The organism is Nocardia sp. NPDC004718, from assembly GCF_053601535.1.
The window spans coordinates 17,121-38,664 of sequence record NZ_JBSGCA010000043.1; the positions used below are offsets into that span (position 1 = coordinate 17,121).

General features: G+C 67.9%; 18 protein-coding genes. 7 read left to right on the top strand and 11 right to left on the bottom strand.

The window, feature by feature from the left end; all coding sequences use genetic code 11:
• Positions 1-22 precede the first annotated feature (22 nt).
• Positions 23-922, top strand: coding sequence for a universal stress protein (locus ACWEH3_RS27125; protein ID WP_450021295.1), 900 nt, complete (start codon positions 23-25; stop codon positions 920-922).
• Here the strand turns inward: ACWEH3_RS27125 and ppsA are convergent.
• The 5 genes from ppsA to ACWEH3_RS27150 all read right to left on the bottom strand — a co-directional run bounded on the left by ppsA (position 900) and on the right by ACWEH3_RS27150 (position 10,079).
• A complete protein-coding gene (gene ppsA / locus ACWEH3_RS27130; protein WP_450021293.1) occupies positions 900-3,227 on the bottom strand; it encodes a phosphoenolpyruvate synthase in 2,328 nt (775 codons plus the stop codon). The genes ACWEH3_RS27125 and ppsA overlap by 23 nt on opposite strands.
• A gap of 119 nt (positions 3,228-3,346) precedes the next feature.
• Positions 3,347-3,901, bottom strand: a complete 555-nt coding sequence (locus tag ACWEH3_RS27135) for a flavodoxin domain-containing protein (protein ID WP_450021291.1) — start codon at positions 3,899-3,901, stop codon at positions 3,347-3,349.
• A 69-nt stretch (positions 3,902-3,970) separates the two neighbouring features.
• On the bottom strand, positions 3,971-6,691 hold the full coding sequence (locus ACWEH3_RS27140) for a cation-translocating P-type ATPase (RefSeq protein WP_450021289.1): 2,721 nt from the start codon (positions 6,689-6,691) through the stop codon (positions 3,971-3,973).
• A 163-nt stretch (positions 6,692-6,854) separates the two neighbouring features.
• Entirely contained in the window at positions 6,855-8,297 is a 1,443-nt protein-coding gene (locus ACWEH3_RS27145; protein ID WP_450021287.1) for a wax ester/triacylglycerol synthase domain-containing protein, read from the bottom strand.
• A 261-nt stretch (positions 8,298-8,558) separates the two neighbouring features.
• The gene (locus tag ACWEH3_RS27150; protein ID WP_450021285.1) at positions 8,559-10,079 is read right to left on the bottom strand and encodes a bifunctional aminoglycoside phosphotransferase/ATP-binding protein; all 1,521 of its coding nucleotides are present in this window, start codon (positions 10,077-10,079) and stop codon (positions 8,559-8,561) included.
• Between the two features lie 306 nt (positions 10,080-10,385).
• On the opposite strand from ACWEH3_RS27150, the gene ACWEH3_RS27155 reads away from it, so the two are divergent.
• The 4 genes from ACWEH3_RS27155 to ACWEH3_RS27170 all read left to right on the top strand — a co-directional run bounded on the left by ACWEH3_RS27155 (position 10,386) and on the right by ACWEH3_RS27170 (position 14,745).
• Positions 10,386-12,743 (top strand): heavy metal translocating P-type ATPase, encoded by a 2,358-nt coding sequence (locus ACWEH3_RS27155; RefSeq protein WP_450021283.1) that lies wholly within the window; start codon positions 10,386-10,388, stop codon positions 12,741-12,743.
• Positions 12,744-12,893: 150 nt separating this feature from the next.
• Positions 12,894-13,877: a 1-phosphofructokinase family hexose kinase gene (locus ACWEH3_RS27160; protein WP_450021281.1), complete on the top strand. Its 984-nt coding sequence runs from the start codon at positions 12,894-12,896 to the stop codon at positions 13,875-13,877.
• Between the two features lie 153 nt (positions 13,878-14,030).
• On the top strand, positions 14,031-14,300 hold the full coding sequence (locus tag ACWEH3_RS27165; protein WP_450021279.1) for a metal-sensitive transcriptional regulator: 270 nt from the start codon (positions 14,031-14,033) through the stop codon (positions 14,298-14,300).
• A gap of 31 nt (positions 14,301-14,331) precedes the next feature.
• On the top strand, positions 14,332-14,745 hold the full coding sequence (locus ACWEH3_RS27170) for a DUF302 domain-containing protein (protein ID WP_450021336.1): 414 nt from the start codon (positions 14,332-14,334) through the stop codon (positions 14,743-14,745).
• Between the two features lie 36 nt (positions 14,746-14,781).
• Here the strand turns inward: ACWEH3_RS27170 and ACWEH3_RS27175 are convergent, their stop codons facing one another.
• The 6 genes from ACWEH3_RS27175 to ACWEH3_RS27200 are packed head-to-tail and all read right to left on the bottom strand — an operon-like array spanning position 14,782 to position 19,763.
• On the bottom strand, positions 14,782-15,246 hold the full coding sequence (locus tag ACWEH3_RS27175; protein ID WP_450021277.1) for a hydrogenase maturation protease: 465 nt from the start codon (positions 15,244-15,246) through the stop codon (positions 14,782-14,784).
• On the bottom strand, positions 15,243-16,532 hold the full coding sequence (locus ACWEH3_RS27180) for a Ni/Fe hydrogenase subunit alpha (RefSeq protein WP_450021275.1): 1,290 nt from the start codon (positions 16,530-16,532) through the stop codon (positions 15,243-15,245). Before ACWEH3_RS27180 ends, ACWEH3_RS27175 begins: the two co-directional genes overlap by 4 nt.
• The gene (locus tag ACWEH3_RS27185; RefSeq protein ID WP_450021273.1) at positions 16,519-17,292 is read right to left on the bottom strand and encodes an NADH-quinone oxidoreductase subunit B family protein; all 774 of its coding nucleotides are present in this window, start codon (positions 17,290-17,292) and stop codon (positions 16,519-16,521) included. Before ACWEH3_RS27185 ends, ACWEH3_RS27180 begins: the two co-directional genes overlap by 14 nt.
• Positions 17,289-18,143, bottom strand: a complete 855-nt coding sequence (locus ACWEH3_RS27190; RefSeq protein ID WP_450021271.1) for an FAD/NAD(P)-binding protein — start codon at positions 18,141-18,143, stop codon at positions 17,289-17,291. The genes ACWEH3_RS27185 and ACWEH3_RS27190 overlap by 4 nt, the downstream gene beginning before the upstream one ends.
• On the bottom strand, positions 18,140-18,649 hold the full coding sequence (locus ACWEH3_RS27195; RefSeq protein WP_450021269.1) for a Crp/Fnr family transcriptional regulator: 510 nt from the start codon (positions 18,647-18,649) through the stop codon (positions 18,140-18,142). The genes ACWEH3_RS27190 and ACWEH3_RS27195 overlap by 4 nt, the downstream gene beginning before the upstream one ends.
• The gene (locus ACWEH3_RS27200; RefSeq protein ID WP_450021267.1) at positions 18,636-19,763 is read right to left on the bottom strand and encodes a 4Fe-4S dicluster domain-containing protein; all 1,128 of its coding nucleotides are present in this window, start codon (positions 19,761-19,763) and stop codon (positions 18,636-18,638) included. The genes ACWEH3_RS27195 and ACWEH3_RS27200 overlap by 14 nt, the downstream gene beginning before the upstream one ends.
• 271 nt (positions 19,764-20,034) lie before the next feature.
• On the opposite strand from ACWEH3_RS27200, the gene ACWEH3_RS27205 reads away from it, so the two are divergent.
• The gene (locus ACWEH3_RS27205; RefSeq protein ID WP_450021265.1) at positions 20,035-20,952 is read left to right on the top strand and encodes a universal stress protein; all 918 of its coding nucleotides are present in this window, start codon (positions 20,035-20,037) and stop codon (positions 20,950-20,952) included.
• 100 nt (positions 20,953-21,052) lie between these two features.
• Positions 21,053-21,541, top strand: coding sequence for a DoxX family protein (locus ACWEH3_RS27210; protein WP_450021263.1), 489 nt, complete (start codon positions 21,053-21,055; stop codon positions 21,539-21,541).
• The last annotated feature ends 3 nt before the right edge of the window (positions 21,542-21,544 follow it).

The following is a 21,544-nucleotide window of genomic DNA, read 5'->3' on the forward strand; positions in this document are numbered from 1 at the left end:
ACCTGGGACCGAGGAGAGCGCCATGACGGAGAACTCGACCGCACACGGGGAACCGCCGGATCGGCCCATCGTCGTCGCCGTCGATGGTTCGGCCAGCTCGTATCACGCTGCGGCGTGGGCCGCGGCCGACGCCGCGCTGCATCGTTCCCGACTGCACATCGTCACGTCCGTCGCTGTGCCGCCCGGGTTCGGCCTCGGCGCCACACTGACCGAATCCGATATGGAATGGCTGCGCAAGGACGGGGAACGGGTGCTCACCGAGGCTGCCCGCGTCGCCAGGACCACGGCATCGGGGGAGGCGCTGGCGATCAGTACCGAGTCGACCCTCGAGCCGATCGTCCCGGACCTACTGGCCCGGTCCGAGCACGCGAGAATGCTCGTCGTCGGCAGACGCGGGCTCGGTGCGTATCGGCGCGAGTTGCTCGGATCGGTGAGCACGGCGATGACGCGGCACGCACACTGTCCGGTCGCGGTCGTGCGTTCGACTTCGGCGACCGACGCCTTCTCCGCGGGAAAGCCCGTGCTGGTCGGGGTGGACGGAACCGCCAACAGCGTGCCCGCTGTCGAAGTCGCCTTCGAGGAGGCCGCGCGCCGTAAGGTCGGGCTGATCGCGCTGCACGCGTGGAGCGATTCGAGCGGTATCGACCTCGTGCCCGGCTGGGATGCGGTGGGGGAACGGGAGGACGCCTTGCTCGCCGAGAATCTCGCCGGATTCGGCGAGCGCTACCCGGAGGTGCCGGTGCGGCGTGTGCTGGTGCGTGACCGGCCGGTTCGTTCTCTCATCGATCAATCGGACGAGGCCCAATTGCTCGTGGTGGGTAGCCACGGCCGCGGTGGGTTCACCGGCATGCTGCTCGGTTCCACCAGCGCGGCGTTGCTGCATACGGCGGAGTGCCCCGTCATCGTGGTGCGTCAGAGCTGACGCGGGCGTCGTTTCGCACCGAAAGCGCCTGCTCGAGCAGCACGCGCCGTTCGGCGGCGGCGATCGCCCGACGGGCCGCGGGCACCGCGTCCGGCGTCACCGAGATGGAGGTGATGCCCATCCGCACCAGGTGTTCGGCGAATTCGGGGCGTGTCGAGGGGGCCTGCCCACACAGCGAGGCCGTGATCTTCAGCCGTCGAGCCGTCTCGACGATCCTGCCGATCGCGTCGAGTACGGCGGGGTCGGATTCGTCGAACAGCTCTGCGCAGGTGGCGGAGTCGCGGTCGACGCCGAGCATGAGCTGAGTGAGGTCGTTGCTGCCGATCGAGACGCCATCGATGCCAAGCCCTACGTATTCGGGGAGCCAGTGCACCACCGAGGGCACCTCGGCCATCACCCAGCGGTGTAGTCCACGCTGGTTGCCCAGCGGGCTGGTGTCGACGAGGTCGAGGCAGGCCTCCAGCTCCCAGCGGGTGCGCACGAACGGGATCATCAAGTGCAGATTCGGCGTTTTCTCGCGTACGAGGGCCAGGGCGGTGAGTTCGAGCGCGAAGACCTCGGGTTCGCGGATATAGCGGTAGCAACCGCGGTACCCGATCATCGGATTGCGTTCGTCGGGTTCATAGCGTGTCCCGCCGGCGAGGTCACGGAATTCGTTGCTCCGTAGATCGGTCGCGCGATAGATCACCGGCCGCGGGGCGAATGCCGCTGTGATCCGGTGCAAGGGCGCCGACAGCCGTTCGATGAAGGCGTCCTGCTCGCCGCGGGCGATCAGATCCCTAGGGTGGCGTCCGTCGAGGGCCTGCGTGATCAGCGTTTCCGCGCGCAGCAACCCGACACCGTCGACGTCGGTGGCCGCGACTCGTTCCGCGGCATCCGGTAGCGCGAGATTGACGTAGACGCGGGTCGCGGTCGGTTCCGCCGGGGCGGTCGGTTCCGCCGGCCTGGGCGCGGCGTGCACCGGTTCCGATCGCCCGGCGTGCACCTGACCCGCCGACCCGTCGACGGTCACGACGGCGCCTTCGGTGAGTGTGGTGGTTGCCGTGCGGGTACCGACCACGCATGGCACGCCGAGTTCGCGGGCGACGATCGCGGCATGGCATGTCATCCCGCCGCTATCGGTGACCAGGGCCGATGCTCGCGAAATGGTCGGTAGCCAATCCGGATTGGTCATGGCGGCGACGAGTACCTCGCCGGCGCGCAGTGTCGAGCCCTCCGACGGCGAGCACAAGATCCGGACGGCGCCGCTGGCTCGGCCGGGTGCGGCGGCAAGACCTCGTAACAGGACCTGGGTGGGGGCTGGTGCACGCGCCGGAGTTCCGGTATCTGCGCGGCCGGCCAGCGTGGTGATGGGCCGGGCCTGCACCAGCCACAGCCGCTCGTCGTCGAATGCCCATTCGACATCCTGCGGGATGCCACCGTGCAGCTGCTGTACCTGCAAGGCCGTCCGGGCTACCGATAAGGCCTCGTCTTCGCTGAGTACCTGAGCCGCGGCCTCCTCGTCGCTCAGCTGGATTCGCTGGTCACCGTCGGGCCCGGGCACGACAGCGAATCGCTGGTGGCCGGTGCGCGCGGCGATCAGCGTGGGCCCCTTGGCGTCGAGCATGTAGGTGTCGGGTTCGGTGGCTCCGGAGACCACGACTTCGCCTTGGCCGCGCGCCGCCTCGATGACCACGCGATCGCGGCGGCCGGTCGCGGGGTCGGCGGTGAAGGCGACGCCCGACCTGCGGGCGGCGACCATGCGTTGCACCACTACCGCGATATCCGGGCGTTCGTGCATCTCGCGACGAGCGCGGTAGGTGAGTACGCGCGGGGTGAACAGGGATGCCCAGCAGTCGACGACGGCATCCATCAGCCGATCGTCGCCGCGAATATTGGTCCGCGACAAGTTCATTCCCGCAAAGGAGGCGGTCGCGCTGTCTTCGCCGACGGCGGATGAGCGCACCGCGACCGAAACAGCATCGCCGAGCCGGTGGTAGGCGGTCAGCACGGCGTCGTGCACTCCTGCCGCCACCGGTGTTCGGTGCACGAGTGTGCGCATACGGGTGCACAGTTCGTCGAGTCGCGTGTCGTCGGAGCGAGTGCCCTCCGCTGCCGCCTGCAGCGCCTCGGCGTGCAAGGCGTCGAGTTCGGCACCGTGCGGCCCGTGGATGATCACTTCTTCGTAGCAGGATTTGAGGATCACGTACCCGGGTGGCACCGGCAGGTGCGCCGCCATCAGCTCCCCGAGATTCGCGCCCTTGCCGCCGACGCGGTCTGCGTCCGTCAGCCGCAGGTCACCGAGGTCGGTCACGTAGTCGCCCATAACGGCTCCGATCGGTCACATTTCGAACGTCGCGTCTTGTTGGCCTCACCCAGTCCGGTCTGCGTTCCACCACGGCCGAAGCTGGGTGAATTTTCGTCGCGGACGAGGTCTGTGGCAGCTCACGGGGCGATGGTGGTGGATCGGGCCGGTGGGAGGCGAAGGCTCCTGGCGATGGTGTCCGTCCACGAGCGGACCGTTGCCCAGTCGCGGAGATCCCCGTAGCGGCCTTTGCCGAGCAGCCGATAGAGCATCCGAATTCGCAGCGAGATGCCGTCGCTGTCGTACCGTCCGGCGAACGCGCGATAGTCGTGCGCGTCGATGTAGTCGCGCAGGGCGGCGATCTTCTTCGGGACGATCCGGCCGAGTCGGCGTCCGATCGGTCCGCGCAGTGCCGGGGCGAGTCCGACGCTGAACAGCCAGACGTCCTTTTTCGCCAACTCGTCGTGGTGGGCGTGTGCGTAGTCGCCGACGGCAGGCAGGAGCTTCATGTTGTGAACTGCGCTGCCGAGGACGAGGGTGTCGAAGTTGGACAGGTCGGGCGCGTGGTCGATATCGGCGAGTTCGACGATCGCGTCGCGACCCGACAGCTCGGTGCCGATGAATTCGGCGATGTCGCGGGTCGATCCCTGTTCGGTCGCGTAGACGACGGCGATGCGGTGTTGTTCCTGGTCCATGCCGAAGATTTTGCTCGCGGGCGCCGAGCTGGGTGAGAGGACTCGTGCCCTGGGCCGAGGGGACCATGGTCATTGCCGGCGGCGGCGCACCAGCCAGCGGCGGATCTCGTCGGCGCCCCAGACGATGAACGGGTACGGCAAGGTGAACGCGAGCATCGCAGGGGTCAATGCGGCGGTCCCGAGCAAACGTTGCATCACCGGGACGTAGATGATCATCGCGGCGAGGGCGAGTTCGAAGACGATTCCCCACAGCAGCAAGCGGTTGGACAGTACGCCGATGGAGTGCAGTGAGGCACGATCGGTGCGTGCGGCGAACGCGGTGCCGATCTGGCCGGCGACCATGCCGAAAAAGGTCATCGTGGTCGCCTGCTGGTAGGCGTGGTGCAGCGGGGTACCGGGGGCAGTGGGGTCACCCGGGTGCCAACCGCCGTGCAGCAGCACGAAGAAGAAGCCGGTCATGGCGAGTATCGCCGCGATCACCCCGAGGAACAGCCACGCGCGCAGCAGCATCGGTGTGCGGATCACCGACTCACCGCGTCTGCGTGGTGGTTTGCGCATCAGGCCGGGCTCGGCCGCTTCTCGTCCGAGCGCCAGCGCGGGGAGCGTCTCGGTGCCGACGTCGAAGGCCAGCAGCTGCATCACGGTCAGCGGTAGCGGTACCGCGCCGCCGGAGAGCGCGAACACCAGCAGCGGTGTCACCTCGGGCGTGGTGTGGGCGAAGATGTAGCAGATGAACTTGCGAATGTTGTCGTAGACCCGTCTACCGGCCTGGATGGCCGCGGTGATGGTGGCGAAGTTGTCGTCGGTGAGCACCATCGTGGCCGCCTCGCGGGCCACGTCGGTACCGGAACGACCCATCGCCACCCCGATATCCGCGCGCCGTAGCGCGGGCGCGTCGTTGACGCCGTCTCCGGTCATGGCGACGACATGGCCCGCCGCGCGCAGTGCGTCCGCGATGCGCAGTTTGGCCTCGGGCGAGGACCGGGCGAAGACCAGTTCGGCCGGGCCCGCCAGCAGCTCGTCGAGGTCCGCTTCGCTCATCCGCTCCAATTCCGTGCCGGTGATCACGGTCGGTGTTCCCCGCGTGATGCCGATCCGATCGGCGACCGCCGCCGCGGTCAGCCCGTGATCACCAGTGATGACGACGATGCGGATGCCGGCGTCGTGGCACAGTCGCACGGCCTCGGCGACCTCGCGCCGAGGCGGGTCCTCCATGGCGACCACACCGAGCAGGACCAGATCTTTCTCGGCGAGTTCCCGATCCCGCGGTGCCGTGGGACCCGCGACATCACGCTCGGCCACGGCCAGCATCCGCAGACCTTGCTGCGCGCGGGAATCGACGAGTTCGGCGAGCTGGTCGCGGCGCGGCGCATTCAACGGACGGATGCCGCCGTCGCTGCCGAGCTCGGCGGTGCACAGCGGCAACAGCGACTCCGGGGCTCCCTTCGCGTGCACCCGCAGCCGGCCGGTGTCATCCGCGTCGACGGTCGACATGCGTTTCCGGACCGGGTCGAAGTGAAACAGGCGTTGCCGCAAACGCTCTCGCTCGGCGGTGCTCACCTGCTCACCCAACTCCGAGGCCGCGGCCAACAGCGCCACCTCGGTGGGGTCGCCGACGGCGGGGCCGGTATCGGCGAGACGAGCGCTGTTGCAGGCGACCATCGCTTTCGCGATGCGGGTCAGGGTGAGATCCCGCTCTCCGGACCGGACGCCAGGGTCGTGCGCTCCAGTAATGGTGTCGATGGCGACTACTCGCATACGGTTCTCGGTGAGGGTTCCGGTCTTGTCGGTGCAGATCACATCGGTGGAGCCGAGAGTCTCCACGGCGCTGAGGCGTTTGACCACCGCGCCGCGGCGGGCGAGGTCGCGCACGCCGATCGCCAACGCGAGGGTGATCACCGGCAGCAGACCCTCCGGGACGTTGCCCACGAGGAGCCCCACGGCGAAGACCACGGAATTGATCGGGGACAGTCCGGCGCCGAGCATCGCGAGCGGAATGAACGCCGCCGCGAGCAACACGGAGATCAGCGCGATCAACCAGGCCACGCGGCGCACTTGATGTTCGAGGGGGCTCTCGTCGCGCTCGACGCGTTCGGACAGGGCCGCGATGCGGCCGAGTTCGGTGTGCATGCCGGTGGCGAAGACGATCGCGCGCGCCTCGCCCTCGGTGCAGGATGTGCCGCTGAAGACCAGTTCGCGGGCCTGCGCCAGCGGCACTCCGGCGTCGACGGCGTCGGCGCTGCGGTAAACGGGCATCGATTCGCCGGTCAGTTCGGACAGGTCCACCTCGATGCCGCCGTCCAGCAGCCGTGCGTCCGCGCAGATTCGGTCGCCCTCGGTGATGACCAGTACGTCGCCTGGCACGACGCCGGTCGCCTCGACCTCGGCGACCTGCCCGTCCCGCACGACTCGCGCTCGCATCGGAAGATACGCCGCCAGTGCCTCCACCGCCTGCTCGGCGTGCCTTTCCTGCGCGAACGCGAACGCGGCGTTGATCATGATGACGACCACGATCGCGATCGCGACCGGAACGATGCCTACCGCCCCGGCCAGAACCGCCGCTGCCCACAGCAACAGCGCGAGCGGGTGGGTGAACTGACGAGCCAGGTCCCGTGGCCAGGTCCGGCGGCCCCGCCTCCGCAGTATGTTCGGTCCGTAATGGATGACGCGTCGCTCGGCCTCGCGTGTGGTGAGCCCGCGGCGGCTGCCGCGCAGATCGCGCAGCAACAGGTCGATCCGCTCGGTCGGATCGACTCGCAGACCGGGTTCGGCTTCGACCAGGCCGGTCACAACGGTGCCGCCACGTCGCGGAGGCGGTCCAGGACAGCGGTGAGCCGCCGGATCTCACCACCGACCTGGCGTTTCATCGAAGCCTCCTCTGGATTCCTCTCGCCATCAGCGTGCACGCTGCGGTAGTCGTGGCAGCGGGGCTGAAGTCCCGCTCTGGGGGGCACTACCGGTGTCGGGCGGCTGGATACGACGGCTTCGAGTCCTCTTCTACTCTCGATTCGGGGCCGGGTACCGCCGCGCGCTCGGTGCCGAGCTCGAGCACCATGGCGAAGCCGGTGGCGAGACACTCGGTCAACGTGTCGGTATCCGGGACCGCGGCCGTATCGGCGTTGATCCCGACGTAGCAGATCCCGGCATGCGAGGTCAGCGTGACGTTGACGGCCGTACCGATGGCGGGGCCGAAGGAGTACATCCGGTCGATCCGCGCCCCGGCGATATAGAGGGGCACGGGGGAGCCGGGGACGTTGGAGGCGACGAAATCGACGTGTTTGAGCAGTCCGGTGAGCAGTCGGGCGGGCAATCGGTTCAGCACGGCCGCGACGGCGCCCGACAGCGGAATCGCCGGTTCTCGCCGCCAAGCCGCGACCGCGGCGTCGATCGCGCGCATGAGTTGCCCGGTTTCGTCGAGGTCGACCGGTAACGCGAAACGGGCGAGGGTGATGCGGTTGCCGCCGAGCGGGTCGTCGGCGGTGCGCAGGCTGATCGGCATCGTCACCCGCAGCTGGTCGAGCGTCGCCCCGTGGTGGCGGTGATACGTGCGCAAACCGATCACCACGGCGGTGAGGAAAGCATCGTTCAACGTGCAGCCCGCTGCCCGTGCCGCACCACGCAATCGTTCGAGCGGCACGTCGAGGACCGCTACCCGGCGACCGAGACTTCGCCTGGTCATCACGGGCGAGAGCGTCGTGGTGATGGGCCGGGCCAAGCGGACCAGCGAGCCGACCAGCGCGGTGCCTTCGCGCACCGCCCGCGCTGGATCGCCGAGCGTTCGCCGGATCGTCGGCGGCGTCGAACGGACCCCGCTCGCAACGAGATCCGAGCCGACCGCGACGTTCCACGAGACGATGTCGCGCAGCGCGCTGTCGTGGTCGTCCCGCGGTTCGGATGGATGACCGTGGTCGGTGCCCGCGCGGTCGAAGTCGAGCAGCGCCGTGGCGATCTGGATGCCGCCGATGCCATCGGTGAGACTGTGGTGCACCGTCAGTACCAGGGCGCAGCCCGCGCCGGCCGAACCGCTGAGCAACGTCGAGCGCCACAGCGGGCGAGCCGGATCGAAACCGGTCATGGCCTCCGTACGCGCGAATTCGAGTACCTCGGCCAGGCTCGCCGGTTCCGGTAGCGCGGATCGACGCACATGCCACGACAGATCGAAATCCGGGTCGAGCACCCACCGTGGCGGGGCGAGGCCGAGCGGTGCGGCGATCAGCCGATGCCGCAGCCTGGGCACGACACGGGTGCCGCGATCCATCGTTTGCAGTAGGCGGTCCCAGTCCGGTTCGGAATCGAGGATCAGGGCCGACACGATCGTGGAGCGTAGAACCGGATCGCGTTCCATTTTCCAGGAGAACAGATCCGACTGCGACATGTGGGTTTCGCGGGAGTCCATCAGCTGCTGCCTTCGTCCACTGCGTATCAGGTGGAGCGGTTAGCCACTCCGGATCTGGCCCCGCCGCAAGACCGGTACGGCCGATGTCCTACGAGGTGTCGGCGGGCCAGTGGATTCACTCAGTGTGCCGAGTTTTCCGCGACGGCGACCGATGACGAAGACCCTTATCTGGAGGCCCTTCGTCCTTCGGCCGAGGCAGTTGAGTCGCCACGGCGGTTTTCTCGATCCGCGGCGTACGACCTGCCGTTCGGTGAGGATGGCTCACCCGCGCCCGATGGAGGTCGGCACTGGGTCCGGCACGTCGCTCCAGACTTTCAGCGCTGTCATGATCGATCTCTCGATCGGTTGTGCGGTGTCTAGTTCGATGGCCTCGGGCCACGGCGCTGCCGCGGCGGCCAAGGCGTCCGCGATCGCGGGTGTGGCCTCCGAGTCGCTCTGGGGCCTGGCACCGATCCGCTCGGCCGCGAGTGTTCGTGGGCAGGCGCACCGCAGCGATACCAGATCGCCGCGCGTCTCCTCGGCCACGGTGGCGGCTCGGGCACGCTGGTTCGCGTCGGTCCAGCTGGCATCGAGAATTACCGAGACGCCGTGTTGCAATAGGTCGCTGGCCTGGGCGAGCATCCGCGAATACACCAATTCCTTCGCGGCGGGCCGATAGGCGCCCGCGCCGAAGACTTCCGCGGCGCCGGCGATGGATCCTGTGGCGCGCAAAGCGGCGCGCACACTGTCGCTGGAGATCGCGACGGCGTCGGTCTCGACCGCCAAACGGGCAGTCACCGTGGATTTCCCGGTGCCGGGCAGGCCGCCGACCAGCGCGAGGCGTACGGCGCCCTGTTCGAGATGCTCGACTGCGAGGGCGAGATGTCGCCGGACGCGCCCCGCCGCGTCCGGATCGCCCTGGTCGGCCCGGATTCCGTCGGTTTTCGCGCGGACCGTCGCCCGATAGGCGATGTAGTGATGCCGAAGCGACGGTGGTGGCGAATCGCACGCTGCGCGCAGGTAGTCGTGTAAGAACGCCTCGGCTTTCGCTGGGTGACCCAGGAATTCGAGATCCATCGCCAGAAATGCTGCGTCGTCGAGACCGTCGACGCAGCGCAGTCGGTCATCGAAATCCAGGCAGTCGAGGATTCGGAAGCCGTCGGGCAGGACGAAGATGTCCTCGGCGAGGAGATCCCCGTGACCGTCGACGATGCGGTTGTCGGCGATGCGCTGCGTCAGCAAGGCGGTGCGGCCGTCGATGAAGCGCGTCGCCAGGTGCACGGCGCGATCGAGCGCGCCGGGATCGATCGTCCCCTGTGGACGTTCGCGTAGCGGCTGGAACAGGGCGCCCCAGCGCCGTCGCAGCTGCTCCGGTGCGCCGGCCCGGTCGATGTCGGCGCCGCGCCGTGCCCCTGCGTGGAAACGCGCGAGAGTCTCCGCCAGCGCGCGCAGCCCGGCCGTCTGCCGGGTCGGGTCCGCGAGCATGGTGGACAGGCGTAACGCGTCCGGCATCCGGCGCATCACGATGACCGGCTCCGCGGCGCCACCCTCCGGGTCGGTCAAATGGGCCAGACCGAGATAGACGTCGGGCGCGAGACGTTGGTTCAACTCGAGTTCGCGGGCGCAAGCCCGCTCGCGGTTCTCCGGCGTGCCGAAGTCGAGGAAGTCGGTGACGATCGGTTTCTTCGCCTTGTAGGCACGGTCGCCGCACAGCACCACGAGCCCGGTGTGCGTCTCGCGAAGTTGCGCGAACGGTTCGTGGGTGGTTCGCAGGGCGACGCGTAGGGCCGAGACATCGAGCATGACGGCTTCCTCTGCTAGACGAGTCGAGCTTCAGGGTCGTCCGTGACAACCTCCTGTGCCTAGGGTCCAATGGCCTACCGCCCCGGCCGTGCCGTGGGCGTCGATGGCGCGAAGGCCGTTCGTCCAATCGGCTCGGGACCATTTCCCATCTGTTCACCTACCCGTGGATCTGTCGTTTCTCGCGGGCGTTGCGCAGGCTGGACACCACACGGCCGCTGCGCGGGCGGCGAACTCCGAAATCACGGCGTCTTCTCCTGCACGTGGTGGGTGCGGTTCGGTGCAGGCGCGACGTGATCGGAGGAGTTCATGCGAGATCTGTCGAACCACCCACAGGAAGTCGCTGGAACGGCAGACGACGAGTCGCGGTCGGGGCGTACCCGGATGATCCGTCTGCTCGCCCTGACCTGTGTGATAGCCGTGCTGGTTGTCGGCGGATCGGCGGTGGCTTTGTTCAGTGCGCAGGCCGCTGATCTGATGTGGTCGGCGGCTACGGTGGCGGCGCTCGTTCCGGCGACAGTGTGGGTGCTGGAGGATCTGCGAAGAGGACGCTACGGCGCGGACCTGCTCGCATTGACAGCGTTGGTCGGCGCATTGGTCGTCGAGGAATACTTCGCCGGTGCGCTGATCGCGCTCATGGTGGCGACCGGGCGGGTGCTGGAGGCGTACGCGGGCCGCCGCGCCGGACGCGATCTGTCGGCACTGTTGCGGCGGGCCCCGGCACAGGCACATCGCCGTCGTGGCGACGGCGTGGAGACCGTAGCCGCGACAGCGATCTCACCCGGAGACCTCGTGGTCGTGCTGCCGGGTGAAACGGTGCCGGTCGACGGCATCCTCACCACGGCGGGCGTTTTCGACGAATCTGCGCTGACCGGCGAGTCGGTCCCGGTGGTGCGGCGCGCGAGCACCGAGGTCCGCAGCGGTGTGGTCAACGCGGGCGCGGCTGTCGACATCCGAGCCGCGGCGACGGTGGAGGCGAGCACCTATGCCGGGATCGTGACGTTGGCGCGGCAGGCGGCGGCCGCCGCCGCTCCGACAGTGCGGCTCGCCGATCGGGTCGCGGTCTGGTTCCTTCCGCTGGCGCTCACCGTCGCGGGCGCGGCCTGGCTCGGTACAGGGGATCCGGTGCGAGCGGTGGCGGTGATCGTCACAGCGACGCCCTGTCCGCTGCTGCTGGCGGTGCCGGTCGCGATCACGGCCGGAATGTCGCGAACGGCGCGGGCGGGTGTGGTGGTGAAAGACGGCGCCGCGCTCGAGGCGCTCGGCCGGGCACGGTGCCTGGCGATGGACAAGACCGGCACTGTGACGGTGGGACGGCCGGAGGTGCTCGACATCGTCACCGCGCCCGACGCCGACGCCGAGCAGGTGCTGCGCCAGGCGGCGGCGGTGGAGCAATTCTCGCCGCATGTGCTCGCGCGTGCCGTGGTCGCCGCGGCGGCGCACCGCGGCTTGAAACCGGGCCTCGCGCAGCGTGTTTCAGAAGAACCGGGTCAGGGTGCGACCGGGATCGTTGACGGTCGCGCGGTGCGGGTCGGGCGGCTTCCCGCCCGAACGGAGCCGGCGCCGTGGGCGTTGGCGGCGCTGCGGCGGGCACGGTTGGATCTAGCCGCCGTCGTATGGGTGTGTGTCGAGCAGGAACCTGTGGGCGCACTGCTGCTACGTGACCGTATCCGCGTAGATGCTGGGCGCACGATGCGCAGATTACGATCGGCGGGTTTGCGAAGACTGCTCATGCTCACCGGCGATCGGGTCGACAACGCGGCCGAGGTGGCACGCCTGCTCGGGCTCACCGAAGTAGTCGCGGACGCCGACCCGGCCGGCAAGATCGCAGCGATCCGAGCGGAACGACACAACGGTGTGACGGTGATGATCGGTGACGGGGTGAACGACGCACCCGCGCTTGCGGCCGCCGACGTGGGTGTGGCCCTGGGCTCGCGCGGGTCCACGGCGGCGGTGCAAGCCGCCGACGCGGTGATCGTCGACGACCGCATCGACCGGCTTGCCGATGCGGTGGAGATCGCCCAGCGATCACATCGCCTTGCGGTGCAGAGTGCGACCGCTGGGATGGCGATGTCGCTGGCGGCGATGCTCGCCGCCGCTTTCGGACTGCTGGTGCCCGCGGCAGGCGCGCTCCTGCAGGAGGGCATCGATGTCGTGGTGATCTTGAACGCGTTACGCGCCCTGCGAATACCCCGGAGACGCCCGAGCGAGGCGATCGAGCCGCTGGTGGCACGCTTCACCCGGGAGCACGAAACGCTGCATGCCGCGCGCGCGTCCGTCCGGCAGGCGGCCGACGCGTTGTCGACCGGTCCCGGACCGGACGCCGACGCCGCGGTCCGCCGGGCGTTCCGATTCTTGGTGCAGGACATACTGCCGCACGAGCACGCCGAGGAGTCGGAACTGTACCCAGCGTTGACCGGCTACCTCCGCGATCCGGAGGCGATGGTGACCATGAGTCGCGAGCACACCGAAATCGAACGTCTGATCCGCCGTGTCGGCCGTCATCTCGATGACGCGCCGCACGGAATCAGAGCGGATCAGCTCGATGACCTGCGCGCCTCGCTCTACGGATTGGATGCCATCCTCACCTTGCATTTCGCACAGGAGGACGAAGCTTTGTTCACGCTGGCTCCCTCAGCCGACAAGCCCGTGCCGAGTGCGGCCTGAGGACCTAAGTCCAGCGCCCGAGGGGCGGCCGACTCTGCTCCGGCCCGATTGCGAACGGGCAAAGTAATCGGTACCGACAGCGGTATGTTCCCGCGGACAGGATCGGGCACACAGTGGGCTGTCGCGAAAGGACGATCGAGGAGGCTTTCGGTGGGCCGAATCGTGACACTGACGATGAATCCCGCGATCGATCTCGCGACCCGGGTCGCGAGAGTCGTACCGACGGACAAAATGCGCTGTGCGACACCACGCTATGACCCAGGTGGCGGTGGCATCAACGTCGCGCGCACAGTGGCCGAATTGGGAGTCGAGGTGACGGCGGTGTTTCCTGCGGGCGGACCGCCGGGCCGGCTGCTCGAGCAGTTGGTACGCGATACCGGGGTGCCGCCACGGCCGGTGCCCGTGGCCGAATCCACCAGGGAAAGTATGTCGGTCACCGAGACCTCGAGCGGCGAGCAATATCGGTTGGTCTTTCCCGGCCCTCGGCTCACCGATCCGGAACAACATCGCTGCCTGGCCGAGGTCGAACGTGCGGCGAGCGGCGCGGAGTATCTCGTGGCCAGCGGAACACTTCCGCCGGGTGTGTCCCCGGACTTCTATCAAATTCTCACCGATCTCGTCGGCGACCTCGATGTGCGTGTGTTGCTGGATACCTCCGGTGTCGCTTTGCGCAATGTGCATCGGGGCGTCCATCTGATCAAGCCGAGCGTGCGGGAACTCGGCGACTACGCCGGGCATCCGCTGATCGACCGCGCCGAACAGCTGGCACAGGCCCGCCGCCTGATCGCCGCGGGAATGACAGAGATCGTGCTGCTGTCCCTCGGGGCCGACGGAGCGCTCCTGGTGACGCAGGACTCACAGGAGTGGTTCGCGGCCGTGCCCGCGCGGGTTCGTAGCGGGATCGGCGCCGGAGACGCGATGGTCGGCGGCGTCACAGTGGGCCTGGCCCGCGGGTACGAGCTGGCCGACGCGGTGCGTCTGGGTATCGCGGCCGCGACCGCGGCGCTCGCCACCACGGGGACCGGCCCGGGGCGAGCCGAGCACATCAGGCAGTTGCACGACGAACTTCGGCGTACCGGCAATTCCACCGGCGGCGTCGATGCTCTCGCGCCGACCGCACCGCAGCTGTCGTAGAGCTCGCAGGAGGCGGTCTGTGACGTTGGTCGACCCGGTAAGAAGGTTCTTGTCCACGGCCAGCTGGCGGTCAGCGGAACCACCGGCGACGGGGAGTTCGTATGGGAGCGCGGGAGTTCCGATCGTCGTGGCCGAAGGAGAAAGGGTGCACCCATGGTCGGCGACGAAACCGCTATCACCGAAACACTCAACAGGCTGCGGCGCGCACACGGTCAGCTCGCCGGCGTCATCGCCATGATCGAGCAGGGCCGGGACTGCAAAGACGTGGTCACCCAGCTCGCCGCGGTCTCTCGCGCGCTCGACCGCGCCGGATTCAAGATCGTCGCGACCGGATTGCGCGAATGCCTGAACGGGCACTCCGGCGACGGTCAGCAGCCGATGACCGTCGAAGAGCTGGAGAAGCTGTTCCTCGCTCTGGCCTGACTCCGATCGCCCCGCACGGAAGGACCGCATGATGAACCTGGGACTGTCCATCACTTTGCACACCGATTTCGGCGATGCCGTCGACCGGACCCGGGCCGCTCTGAGCGAGCAGGGATTCGGCGTTCTGACCGAGATCGACGTGCGAGCCACGCTCGAAGCCAAACTCGACGCGCACATGGAGGACTACCTCATCCTCGGGGCCTGCAATCCGCCCCTGGCTCACGAAGCGGTCGGCATCGATCGGCAGATCGGGCTCCTGCTGCCCTGTAATGTCGTCGTGCGCCGCAACCCCGACTCCGACAGTGAGGTCATCATCGAAGCGATGAATCCGCAACTGATGGTTCAGGTGACGAACGAACCGGCGTTGCAGCCCATCGCCACTCGGGCAGCCGCCAAACTACAGGCGGCCATCGACTCCCTGAACTCCGCGAGCTGCGGTGTCTGACTGAGCGTTCGGTCCCGCGTCCCGCTAGAAACGAGGTCACCTCTGTTCGGTTCGTCGCAACTCCCGCACAACCGCCTCCGCCGCGCGTGGGACGGCTGCCGCGACGGGCTCGGACAGACCGACACCCGGCTCGAGGCACACCACATCCACCGCGACTACCACGGTCCGGCGGGGGAGACGTCCGAGAGCGCGGCCCAGCGACAGCGCGTGGCGGATGCCGAGCGAGTGGGAAGAGGCGGCTCCGGCGTGCCGAAGCAGGTCGATGTCGGCGCGGCGAACCCGACCGGGGACCGAGGGGTCGCAGCGTACGGCGTCGATGACGACGGCTAGATCTACACCGGCCCAGATATCCAGCAGACTTGTCGGTTCCCCATCGGAAATCGCTACGAGAACGCCTGGAATACCGAGATCTTCGATCCGAGAAGCGACGACCGGACCGATCCCGTCGTCGCCGCGGTATTCGTTGCCCACGCCGACGACCACGGCCCGCGGCTCGGTCATCGGCGCACCACGTCGAGGTCCAGGAAGTGGGCCGAGCAGGATATGCACGGATCGTAGTTCCGGATCGCGCGTTCGCACATCGTGGTCAGCGCGGCGTCATCGAGGTCGAGGTGGTCGGAGACGACGCGCCGCAAATCGTCCTCCATCACTGCCTGATTCTGCGAGGTCGGCGGAATGATCATGGCCGAGCGCACGATGCCGTGATCGTCCAGCTCGTACCGGTGGTACAGCAGGCCGCGGGGCGCTTCGCTCACGCCGTGCCCGGTGCCGGCTCGAGGCGCGACCGGAACCGCGGCGCGGGAGGGGCGTTCGTAACCATCGATGATCGTCAGTGCCGTATCGATCGCGTGGACGACTTCCACCGCTCGAACCAGGATGCTCCGAAACGGGTTGCGGCATTCCGCGCCGAGTCCGATTTCGGCCGCGACCTGCTGGGCGATCGGTGACAGCTGGTGGTGATTCAGTGTGTATCGGGCCAACGGCCCGGTGAGGTAGCGTGCGCCGTCGAGCGTCGCATGCAAGGCAGTGGAGTGCGGAACCTGATGTTCTCGTACGTGATTCGGGAAATCGATCGCCGGGAAGCGAAGCCCGGTACTGGTGTGCACGTCGCCGTTGTCGATGGCGTATCGGTCCGGATCGTTCGCCGCCAGCAGATCGTATTCGAGTTCCAGCTCGGGGAATTCGAATCGCGCAGCCCGGAGTGCGGTGTTCGTCGCGTGGTCTCGCGCGCGGCGCAGTGGTTCGATCACGGCGGCGAACTCGGCGCGTTCGGGGACCGAGTAGAAGCCGCCGAGCCGGACGTTGACGGGATGGATGGCCCGGCCGCCGAGAAGTTCGAGCACCGCGTTGCCCGCTCTTTTCGTCGCCAATCCCTCCTCGACGAGTTCGCGCTGATCGGCGGCGAGCGTGATCGCGTCCGGGTAGCCGAGGAAGTCGGGCATGTGCAGCAGATGAATATGTAGAGAGTGGCTGGAGATCCATTCGCCGCAATACAAAAGCCTGCGCAGATCGGCCAGTGGTCGGTCCAACTCCACGCCACAAAGTTGCTCGAGTGCGTTGCAGGCGCTGGTCTGGTAGGCCACTGGACAGATCCCGCAGATGCGGGAGGTGATATCCGGCGGCTCGGTGTAGGCGCGTCCACGCAAGAATGCTTCGAAGAACCGCGGTGGCTCGTAGATATTCAACTCGGTGCTTTCCACCTGCCCGTCCGCGATGACAACCCGCAGCGCGCCCTCGCCCTCGACACGAGCCAGGGTGCCGACTTTCAGCTGCCTATGCCGACTCATCGCCGTTCCTGTTCGCGAACTCCGGCGCGGCTACGGCATAGGTGGCGAAAACGCGATCGATGTCGCCGGTGTCCATGCCATTGACTCGCAGTATGGGAAGCAGCGCGTGAATGTTGGGATTCGCCATAGGACCGAAACAACCGAAGCAGCCACGGTGATACGCCGGGCACAGGGCGCCGCATCCCGCTTGCGTGACCGGACCCAGGCAGGGAATCCCCTCGGCGACCATGACACAGGTGGTACCGCGACGTTTGCACTCGGTACATACGCTCGTGTTCGGGATGTCGGGCGCGCGGCCTGCCAGTAACGCGCACAGGGTGTCGAGCAGTTGCCGCCGGTCGATCGGGCAGCCACGCAATTCGAAGTCGACCGGTACGTGCGCGGAAATGGGAGTCGAGGTGCCCAAGGTGGCGATGTATTCCGGACTGGCATACACCACCGAGGTGAACTCGGTGACGTCGGCGAAATTGCGCAGCGCCTGGATTCCGCCGTGGGTGGCGCACGCCCCGATGGCCACCAGAATCCGGGATCGCTCGCGAATCTCGATGATCCGGCGTCGCTCTTCTTCCGTGGTGATCGAACCCTCGACCAGTGAGACATCGTATGGGCCGGACTCCATGGCACTGGACGCTTCCGCGAAGTGAGTGATGCGCACCCGGCCCGCGAGAGCAAGCAGTTCGTCCTCGCAGTCGAGCAAGGTGAGCTGACAACCATCGCAGGAAGTGAACTTCCACACCGCGAGTGTCGGTGTCTTCGTCATAGTTCACGCACCGCAAGCAGTGGTTCGGCAGTCGCGTAGTCCACGATGGGTCCATCTCGGCACAGCAGCAGCGGACCGAGCTGGCAGTGCCCGCATCGCGCGACACCGCACTGCATGTTGCGCTCCAATGACACTTGGACGTCGGTGGCGGGAATTCCCTTGCGCAGCAGTGATTCCGCGCAAAATCGCATCATCGGTTCGGGGCCGCAGAGCAGGGCGGTGGTCTTGCCGGGTTCCACGGTCAGGTGGGCCAGTGGCTCGGTGACGAACCCGACGCGGCCGTCCCAATCCGGTGCGGGGTGATCGACGGTCTGATGGAGTTCGATCGCCCCGGCCGCCGGCCACAGTTGCTGATCGTGCCGGAACAGGATGTCCGCCGGGGTCCGGGCTCCGGTGATCAGCACGACCCGCCGGTAGTCTTCGCGCGCGGCGAGCGCGGCGAGTATGGCGGAGCGAAGCGGCGCCAGCCCGACGCCGCCGCCCACGATGACGAGATCCCCTCCGGCCGCGGACGCCAGGTCCCATCCTGTGCCGAATGGTCCGCGGACACCGATCAGGCCGCCGACACCTGTGTCGTGCAGCGCCGCGCTCACCGCGCCTACCGCCCGGATAGTGTGCTCGAGGTTGTCGTCGACGGCCGCGGGATCTCCGCTGATCGAGATCGCGATCTCGCCTACACCGAAGCTGTAGAGCATCATGAACTGTCCGGGCCGGAAAGGTTGCGCCGCATCGTGTACCGGTTCCAGGCGCAGTGTCACGGTGTCCGGGTTCTGCGCGACGCGACCGATTACGCGGTAGGGCAGCATCGTGTCACCGTGCGCCACCGTCCGGGTTCGCGTGTCCACGCTCATCGGTCGCCTCGGTCGACGGCGATGCGGTGTGGACCGGCCGTGCAGGTCATGGTGGGGTTCCGGTAGAGGTCGAGCAGCCGGGCCCGGGTTGCCTGCAGTCGTTCCAGCAGCGCCTCGAACAGCATCATGGCCAGCGCGCGGCCGAATCGTGGATCCTGATTGGAGAGTTCGGCCAAGATCCCCGCGTCGAACTCGACGGCCTCGACCGGTTCGGCGGCCACCGCGCCGAAATGCCACCGGTAGGGCGGTACGAGCCAGGACCAGCCGAGCAGATCTCCGCCGCCGAGGGTCTGGAGGACCACGGCGCCACGCCCCGGCACCTGCGCGTCCAGCAGTATCCGGCCGTGGCGGATCAGCCAGCATCGGTCGGCAAGTCGGGACTCGGTGATCACCCGATGCCCGGCGGGGAAGGCCACATCGCGTCCGGCGGCGGCCAGTGTGCGCAGCTCTTCATCGCTCAGCACCGCCAGCCGCCCGAACGCGGACAGTTCCTCAGCGGTGGGCATGGTGCGATTCCCCGGCCAGTTCGGCCAGCCGGGCCACCTCGGCGGTCAGGTCGATCTCGGCCGGGCACCAGGCGATGCACCGCCCGCAGCCGACGCATCCCGAGCTGCCGAACTGGTCGTACCAGGTGCTGAGCTTGTGGGTGATCCACTGCCGGTATCGGCTTTCGCCGGATTGCCGCACGCTGCCGCCGTGCAGGTAGGAGAAGTCCGGTTCGAAGCACGACGACCAGTGCTCCCAGCGTTCGGCATGGTCGCCGGTGAGGTCGGTGACGTCCTCGGTGCTGGTGCAGAAGCAGGTGGGACACACCATCGTGCAGTTGCCGCAGGTGAAGCAGCGGGCGGCGACATCCTGCCAGTGCGAGGATTCCCGAGAGTCGCGCAGCAGTGCTCGGATGTCGACCTCGGGCATCTCGCGACCCATCCGGCCTGCTGCTGCGGTCACGGCGTCCCGGGCGGCGGCGACCTGCTCCGGGTCGGCTGGACGCGCGGTGATCTCGGAGAGGATTTCCGCGCCGTCCGTACTGCCCACATCGACGAGGAATCGGTGGCCTTCGGCGTCGATGCGCTCGGTCAGGGCGAGGTCGTATCCGGCCGACACACCCGGTCCCGTGCCCATCGACGCGCAGAAGCACACGCCCCCGGGCTCGGTGCAGTTCACCGCGACCACGAACAGATCCTTCCGGCGAGCGGTGAACGAAGCATCAGGATGGGCCTCGTCGCCGAGCACGCGTCCGAGAATCGCAATCGAGGTGAGGTCGCACCCGCGGACGCCGAGGAACGCGGAGCGGCCCGGCGTTTCTTCGACGGGTTCCAGCTCGAGATCCGGTCCGAACTGCCCGATCTTGCGACGCGGCGGATGCAGGAACTGCTTCCAGGAGCCCGGCCCGGCCGAATGGGCGAACACCGCCGCGTCGTCGCGGCGGTGCAGCCGATACCGGCCGGGCGCGGTCTCCACACCCCACCCGGCGGGCAGTCGCCTGCCGGAGTCCAGTTCGTCCAGGACGATCGCGCCATCGCGCACCTGCGGACCGATGACGCGGTATCCCCGGTCGTGCAGCACGTCCACCAGACGATCCAGACCAGCACGATCGATCACCACGGTGTCGTCAGGCATGGTCGAGACCCCTGTCCGATCGGATATAGCCGTCCGTTTCCGAGTCTCGCCAACCGGGAGATGCACCACGAGGGACCAAGGTCCCGAATCGCGATTGCCGACGGCATCGGGCCCGGCGGCGACGCTCCAGAGGTCCGGCCTGCACTCCCTCGAGTGGTCTTTGGTCCTTGCTCTCGAGGACGATCAGCCGCATTCGAGCCTGTGCTACGGCTCATACCGTTGAGTCGGCGCCCGGCTGGGTGCTACGCGACCACAGGCTCGGGAGGCCCTCATGACAGAGCAGCGATTCGACGACCCGCATCATCTCGCTACGGCGAAAATCGTTGTTGGCGTTGATGGTTCGGACGGGTCGTGGACCGCCCTCCGGTGGGCGGCGCGGTTCGCGGTCGACCGCGGACGCGAACTCGAGATCCTCCACGGCATGGACGCGGTGGGCACCGACTGGGTACTCGGCGACTACGAGGTCGTGATCCCCTCGGTCCTCGACGTCATCCGGCAACAGGGACAGGATGTGGTCGCCCGGGCCGAACGCGTGGCCCGATCGGTCGCACCCGAGTTGCGTATCTCGTCTCGCGCGACCACCGATACCGGGAAGCAATTGCTGATCGAGCACAGTGCGGAGGCATACGCGGTCGTGCTCGGTGCGACCGGAAACGCGGGGACGTTCACCCACCTCGGCTCCACGCTGCTGGCCGTGACCGCTCACGCGCGCGGCGCGGTGGTCGTCGTGCGCACCGACCCCGACGCCGACGGCGCGGTCCACACATCCGGCCCGGTGGTGGTCGGCGTGGACGGCAGCCCCGTCGGCGACGCAGCTATCGAGGCAGCCTTCACCGAAGCGGCCGAACGCGATGTCGAACTCGTCGCCGTCCATGTGTGGAGCGACTGGGACTCCGGGCGGTTCGCCGGTCACGCCCACCGGGCCGAGGCCGAACTCGACAACATCGAGCGAGCGGTTCTCGCCGAGCGTGTTGCGGGGTGGCAGGAGAAGTTCCCCGAGGTTCGCGTCGCACGGAAAGTCGAGGTTTCCGCGCCGGCGTCGCACCTGCTGTCCTGGTCGAACGTGGCGCAGTTGCTGGTCGTTGGCAGTCGCGGCCGGGGTGGTTTCGCGGGCATGCTGCTCGGTTCCACCGCCAATACTCTGGTGCAGCATGCCTCGTGCCCGGTCATGGTGGTCCACCCGCGATGACCGAGAGCGGGCAGAGGGCGGTGTAACTTCGACGTGTCTGGCGGTAGCCGCCACGGTGCTGCTCGTCGGTGGACCATGTGATATCGGGAGGCGAGTGCCGATGGCGGCGACGGACGATCGGTGGTCGTGGCCGCGCATCCTCGGCGCGGACGGCTCGGCGGCAGTGATCTGTATCCGGCTGGCGGTGGGGCTGGTGTTCCTCAGTGAGGGGATTCAGAAGTACCTGTATCCGGACAAACTGGGGCCGGGCCGGTTCGACAAGATCGGCATCCCCGCACCGACGTTCTTCGCGAACTTCGACGGTGTCATCGAAATCGCTTGCGGCGTCTTGATCGTCATCGGACTGCTGACCCGCTTCGCCGCGCTGCCGTTGCTGGTCGACATCAGCTTGGCGATCGTCTTCACCAAGTTGCGTGAACTGCGCCCGGGCGGGTTCCAAGGAGTGGAGGGTTTCTGGGGGATGGTCCACGACGCGCGCACCGATGTCGCGATGTTGCTCGGGTTGATCTTCCTGACCTGGGCCGGGCCCGGCCGCTGGTCACTGGATGCGTGGCTCACCCGCCGTGCTCAGCACGACGTCCATGCGTAGTCA

Excerpts from the sequence above, each read along its gene's own strand:
- ACWEH3_RS27125 (WP_450021295.1), top strand. The coding sequence starts at position 23 with ATGACGGAGAACTCGACCGCACACGGGGAACCGCCGGATCGGCCCATC.
- ppsA (WP_450021293.1), bottom strand. The coding sequence starts at position 3,227 with ATGGGCGACTACGTGACCGACCTCGGTGACCTGCGGCTGACGGACGCA.
- ACWEH3_RS27135 (WP_450021291.1), bottom strand. The coding sequence starts at position 3,901 with ATGGACCAGGAACAACACCGCATCGCCGTCGTCTACGCGACCGAACAG.
- ACWEH3_RS27145 (WP_450021287.1), bottom strand. The coding sequence starts at position 8,297 with ATGGACTCCCGCGAAACCCACATGTCGCAGTCGGATCTGTTCTCCTGG.
- ACWEH3_RS27150 (WP_450021285.1), bottom strand. The coding sequence starts at position 10,079 with ATGCTCGATGTCTCGGCCCTACGCGTCGCCCTGCGAACCACCCACGAA.
- ACWEH3_RS27155 (WP_450021283.1), top strand. The coding sequence starts at position 10,386 with ATGCGAGATCTGTCGAACCACCCACAGGAAGTCGCTGGAACGGCAGAC.
- ACWEH3_RS27165 (WP_450021279.1), top strand. The coding sequence starts at position 14,031 with ATGGTCGGCGACGAAACCGCTATCACCGAAACACTCAACAGGCTGCGG.
- ACWEH3_RS27170 (WP_450021336.1), top strand. The coding sequence starts at position 14,332 with ATGAACCTGGGACTGTCCATCACTTTGCACACCGATTTCGGCGATGCC.
- ACWEH3_RS27175 (WP_450021277.1), bottom strand. The coding sequence starts at position 15,246 with ATGACCGAGCCGCGGGCCGTGGTCGTCGGCGTGGGCAACGAATACCGC.
- ACWEH3_RS27180 (WP_450021275.1), bottom strand. The coding sequence starts at position 16,532 with ATGAGTCGGCATAGGCAGCTGAAAGTCGGCACCCTGGCTCGTGTCGAG.
- ACWEH3_RS27185 (WP_450021273.1), bottom strand. The coding sequence starts at position 17,292 with ATGACGAAGACACCGACACTCGCGGTGTGGAAGTTCACTTCCTGCGAT.
- ACWEH3_RS27190 (WP_450021271.1), bottom strand. The coding sequence starts at position 18,143 with ATGAGCGTGGACACGCGAACCCGGACGGTGGCGCACGGTGACACGATG.
- ACWEH3_RS27195 (WP_450021269.1), bottom strand. The coding sequence starts at position 18,649 with ATGCCCACCGCTGAGGAACTGTCCGCGTTCGGGCGGCTGGCGGTGCTG.
- ACWEH3_RS27200 (WP_450021267.1), bottom strand. The coding sequence starts at position 19,763 with ATGCCTGACGACACCGTGGTGATCGATCGTGCTGGTCTGGATCGTCTG.
- ACWEH3_RS27205 (WP_450021265.1), top strand. The coding sequence starts at position 20,035 with ATGACAGAGCAGCGATTCGACGACCCGCATCATCTCGCTACGGCGAAA.
- ACWEH3_RS27210 (WP_450021263.1), top strand. The coding sequence starts at position 21,053 with ATGGCGGCGACGGACGATCGGTGGTCGTGGCCGCGCATCCTCGGCGCG.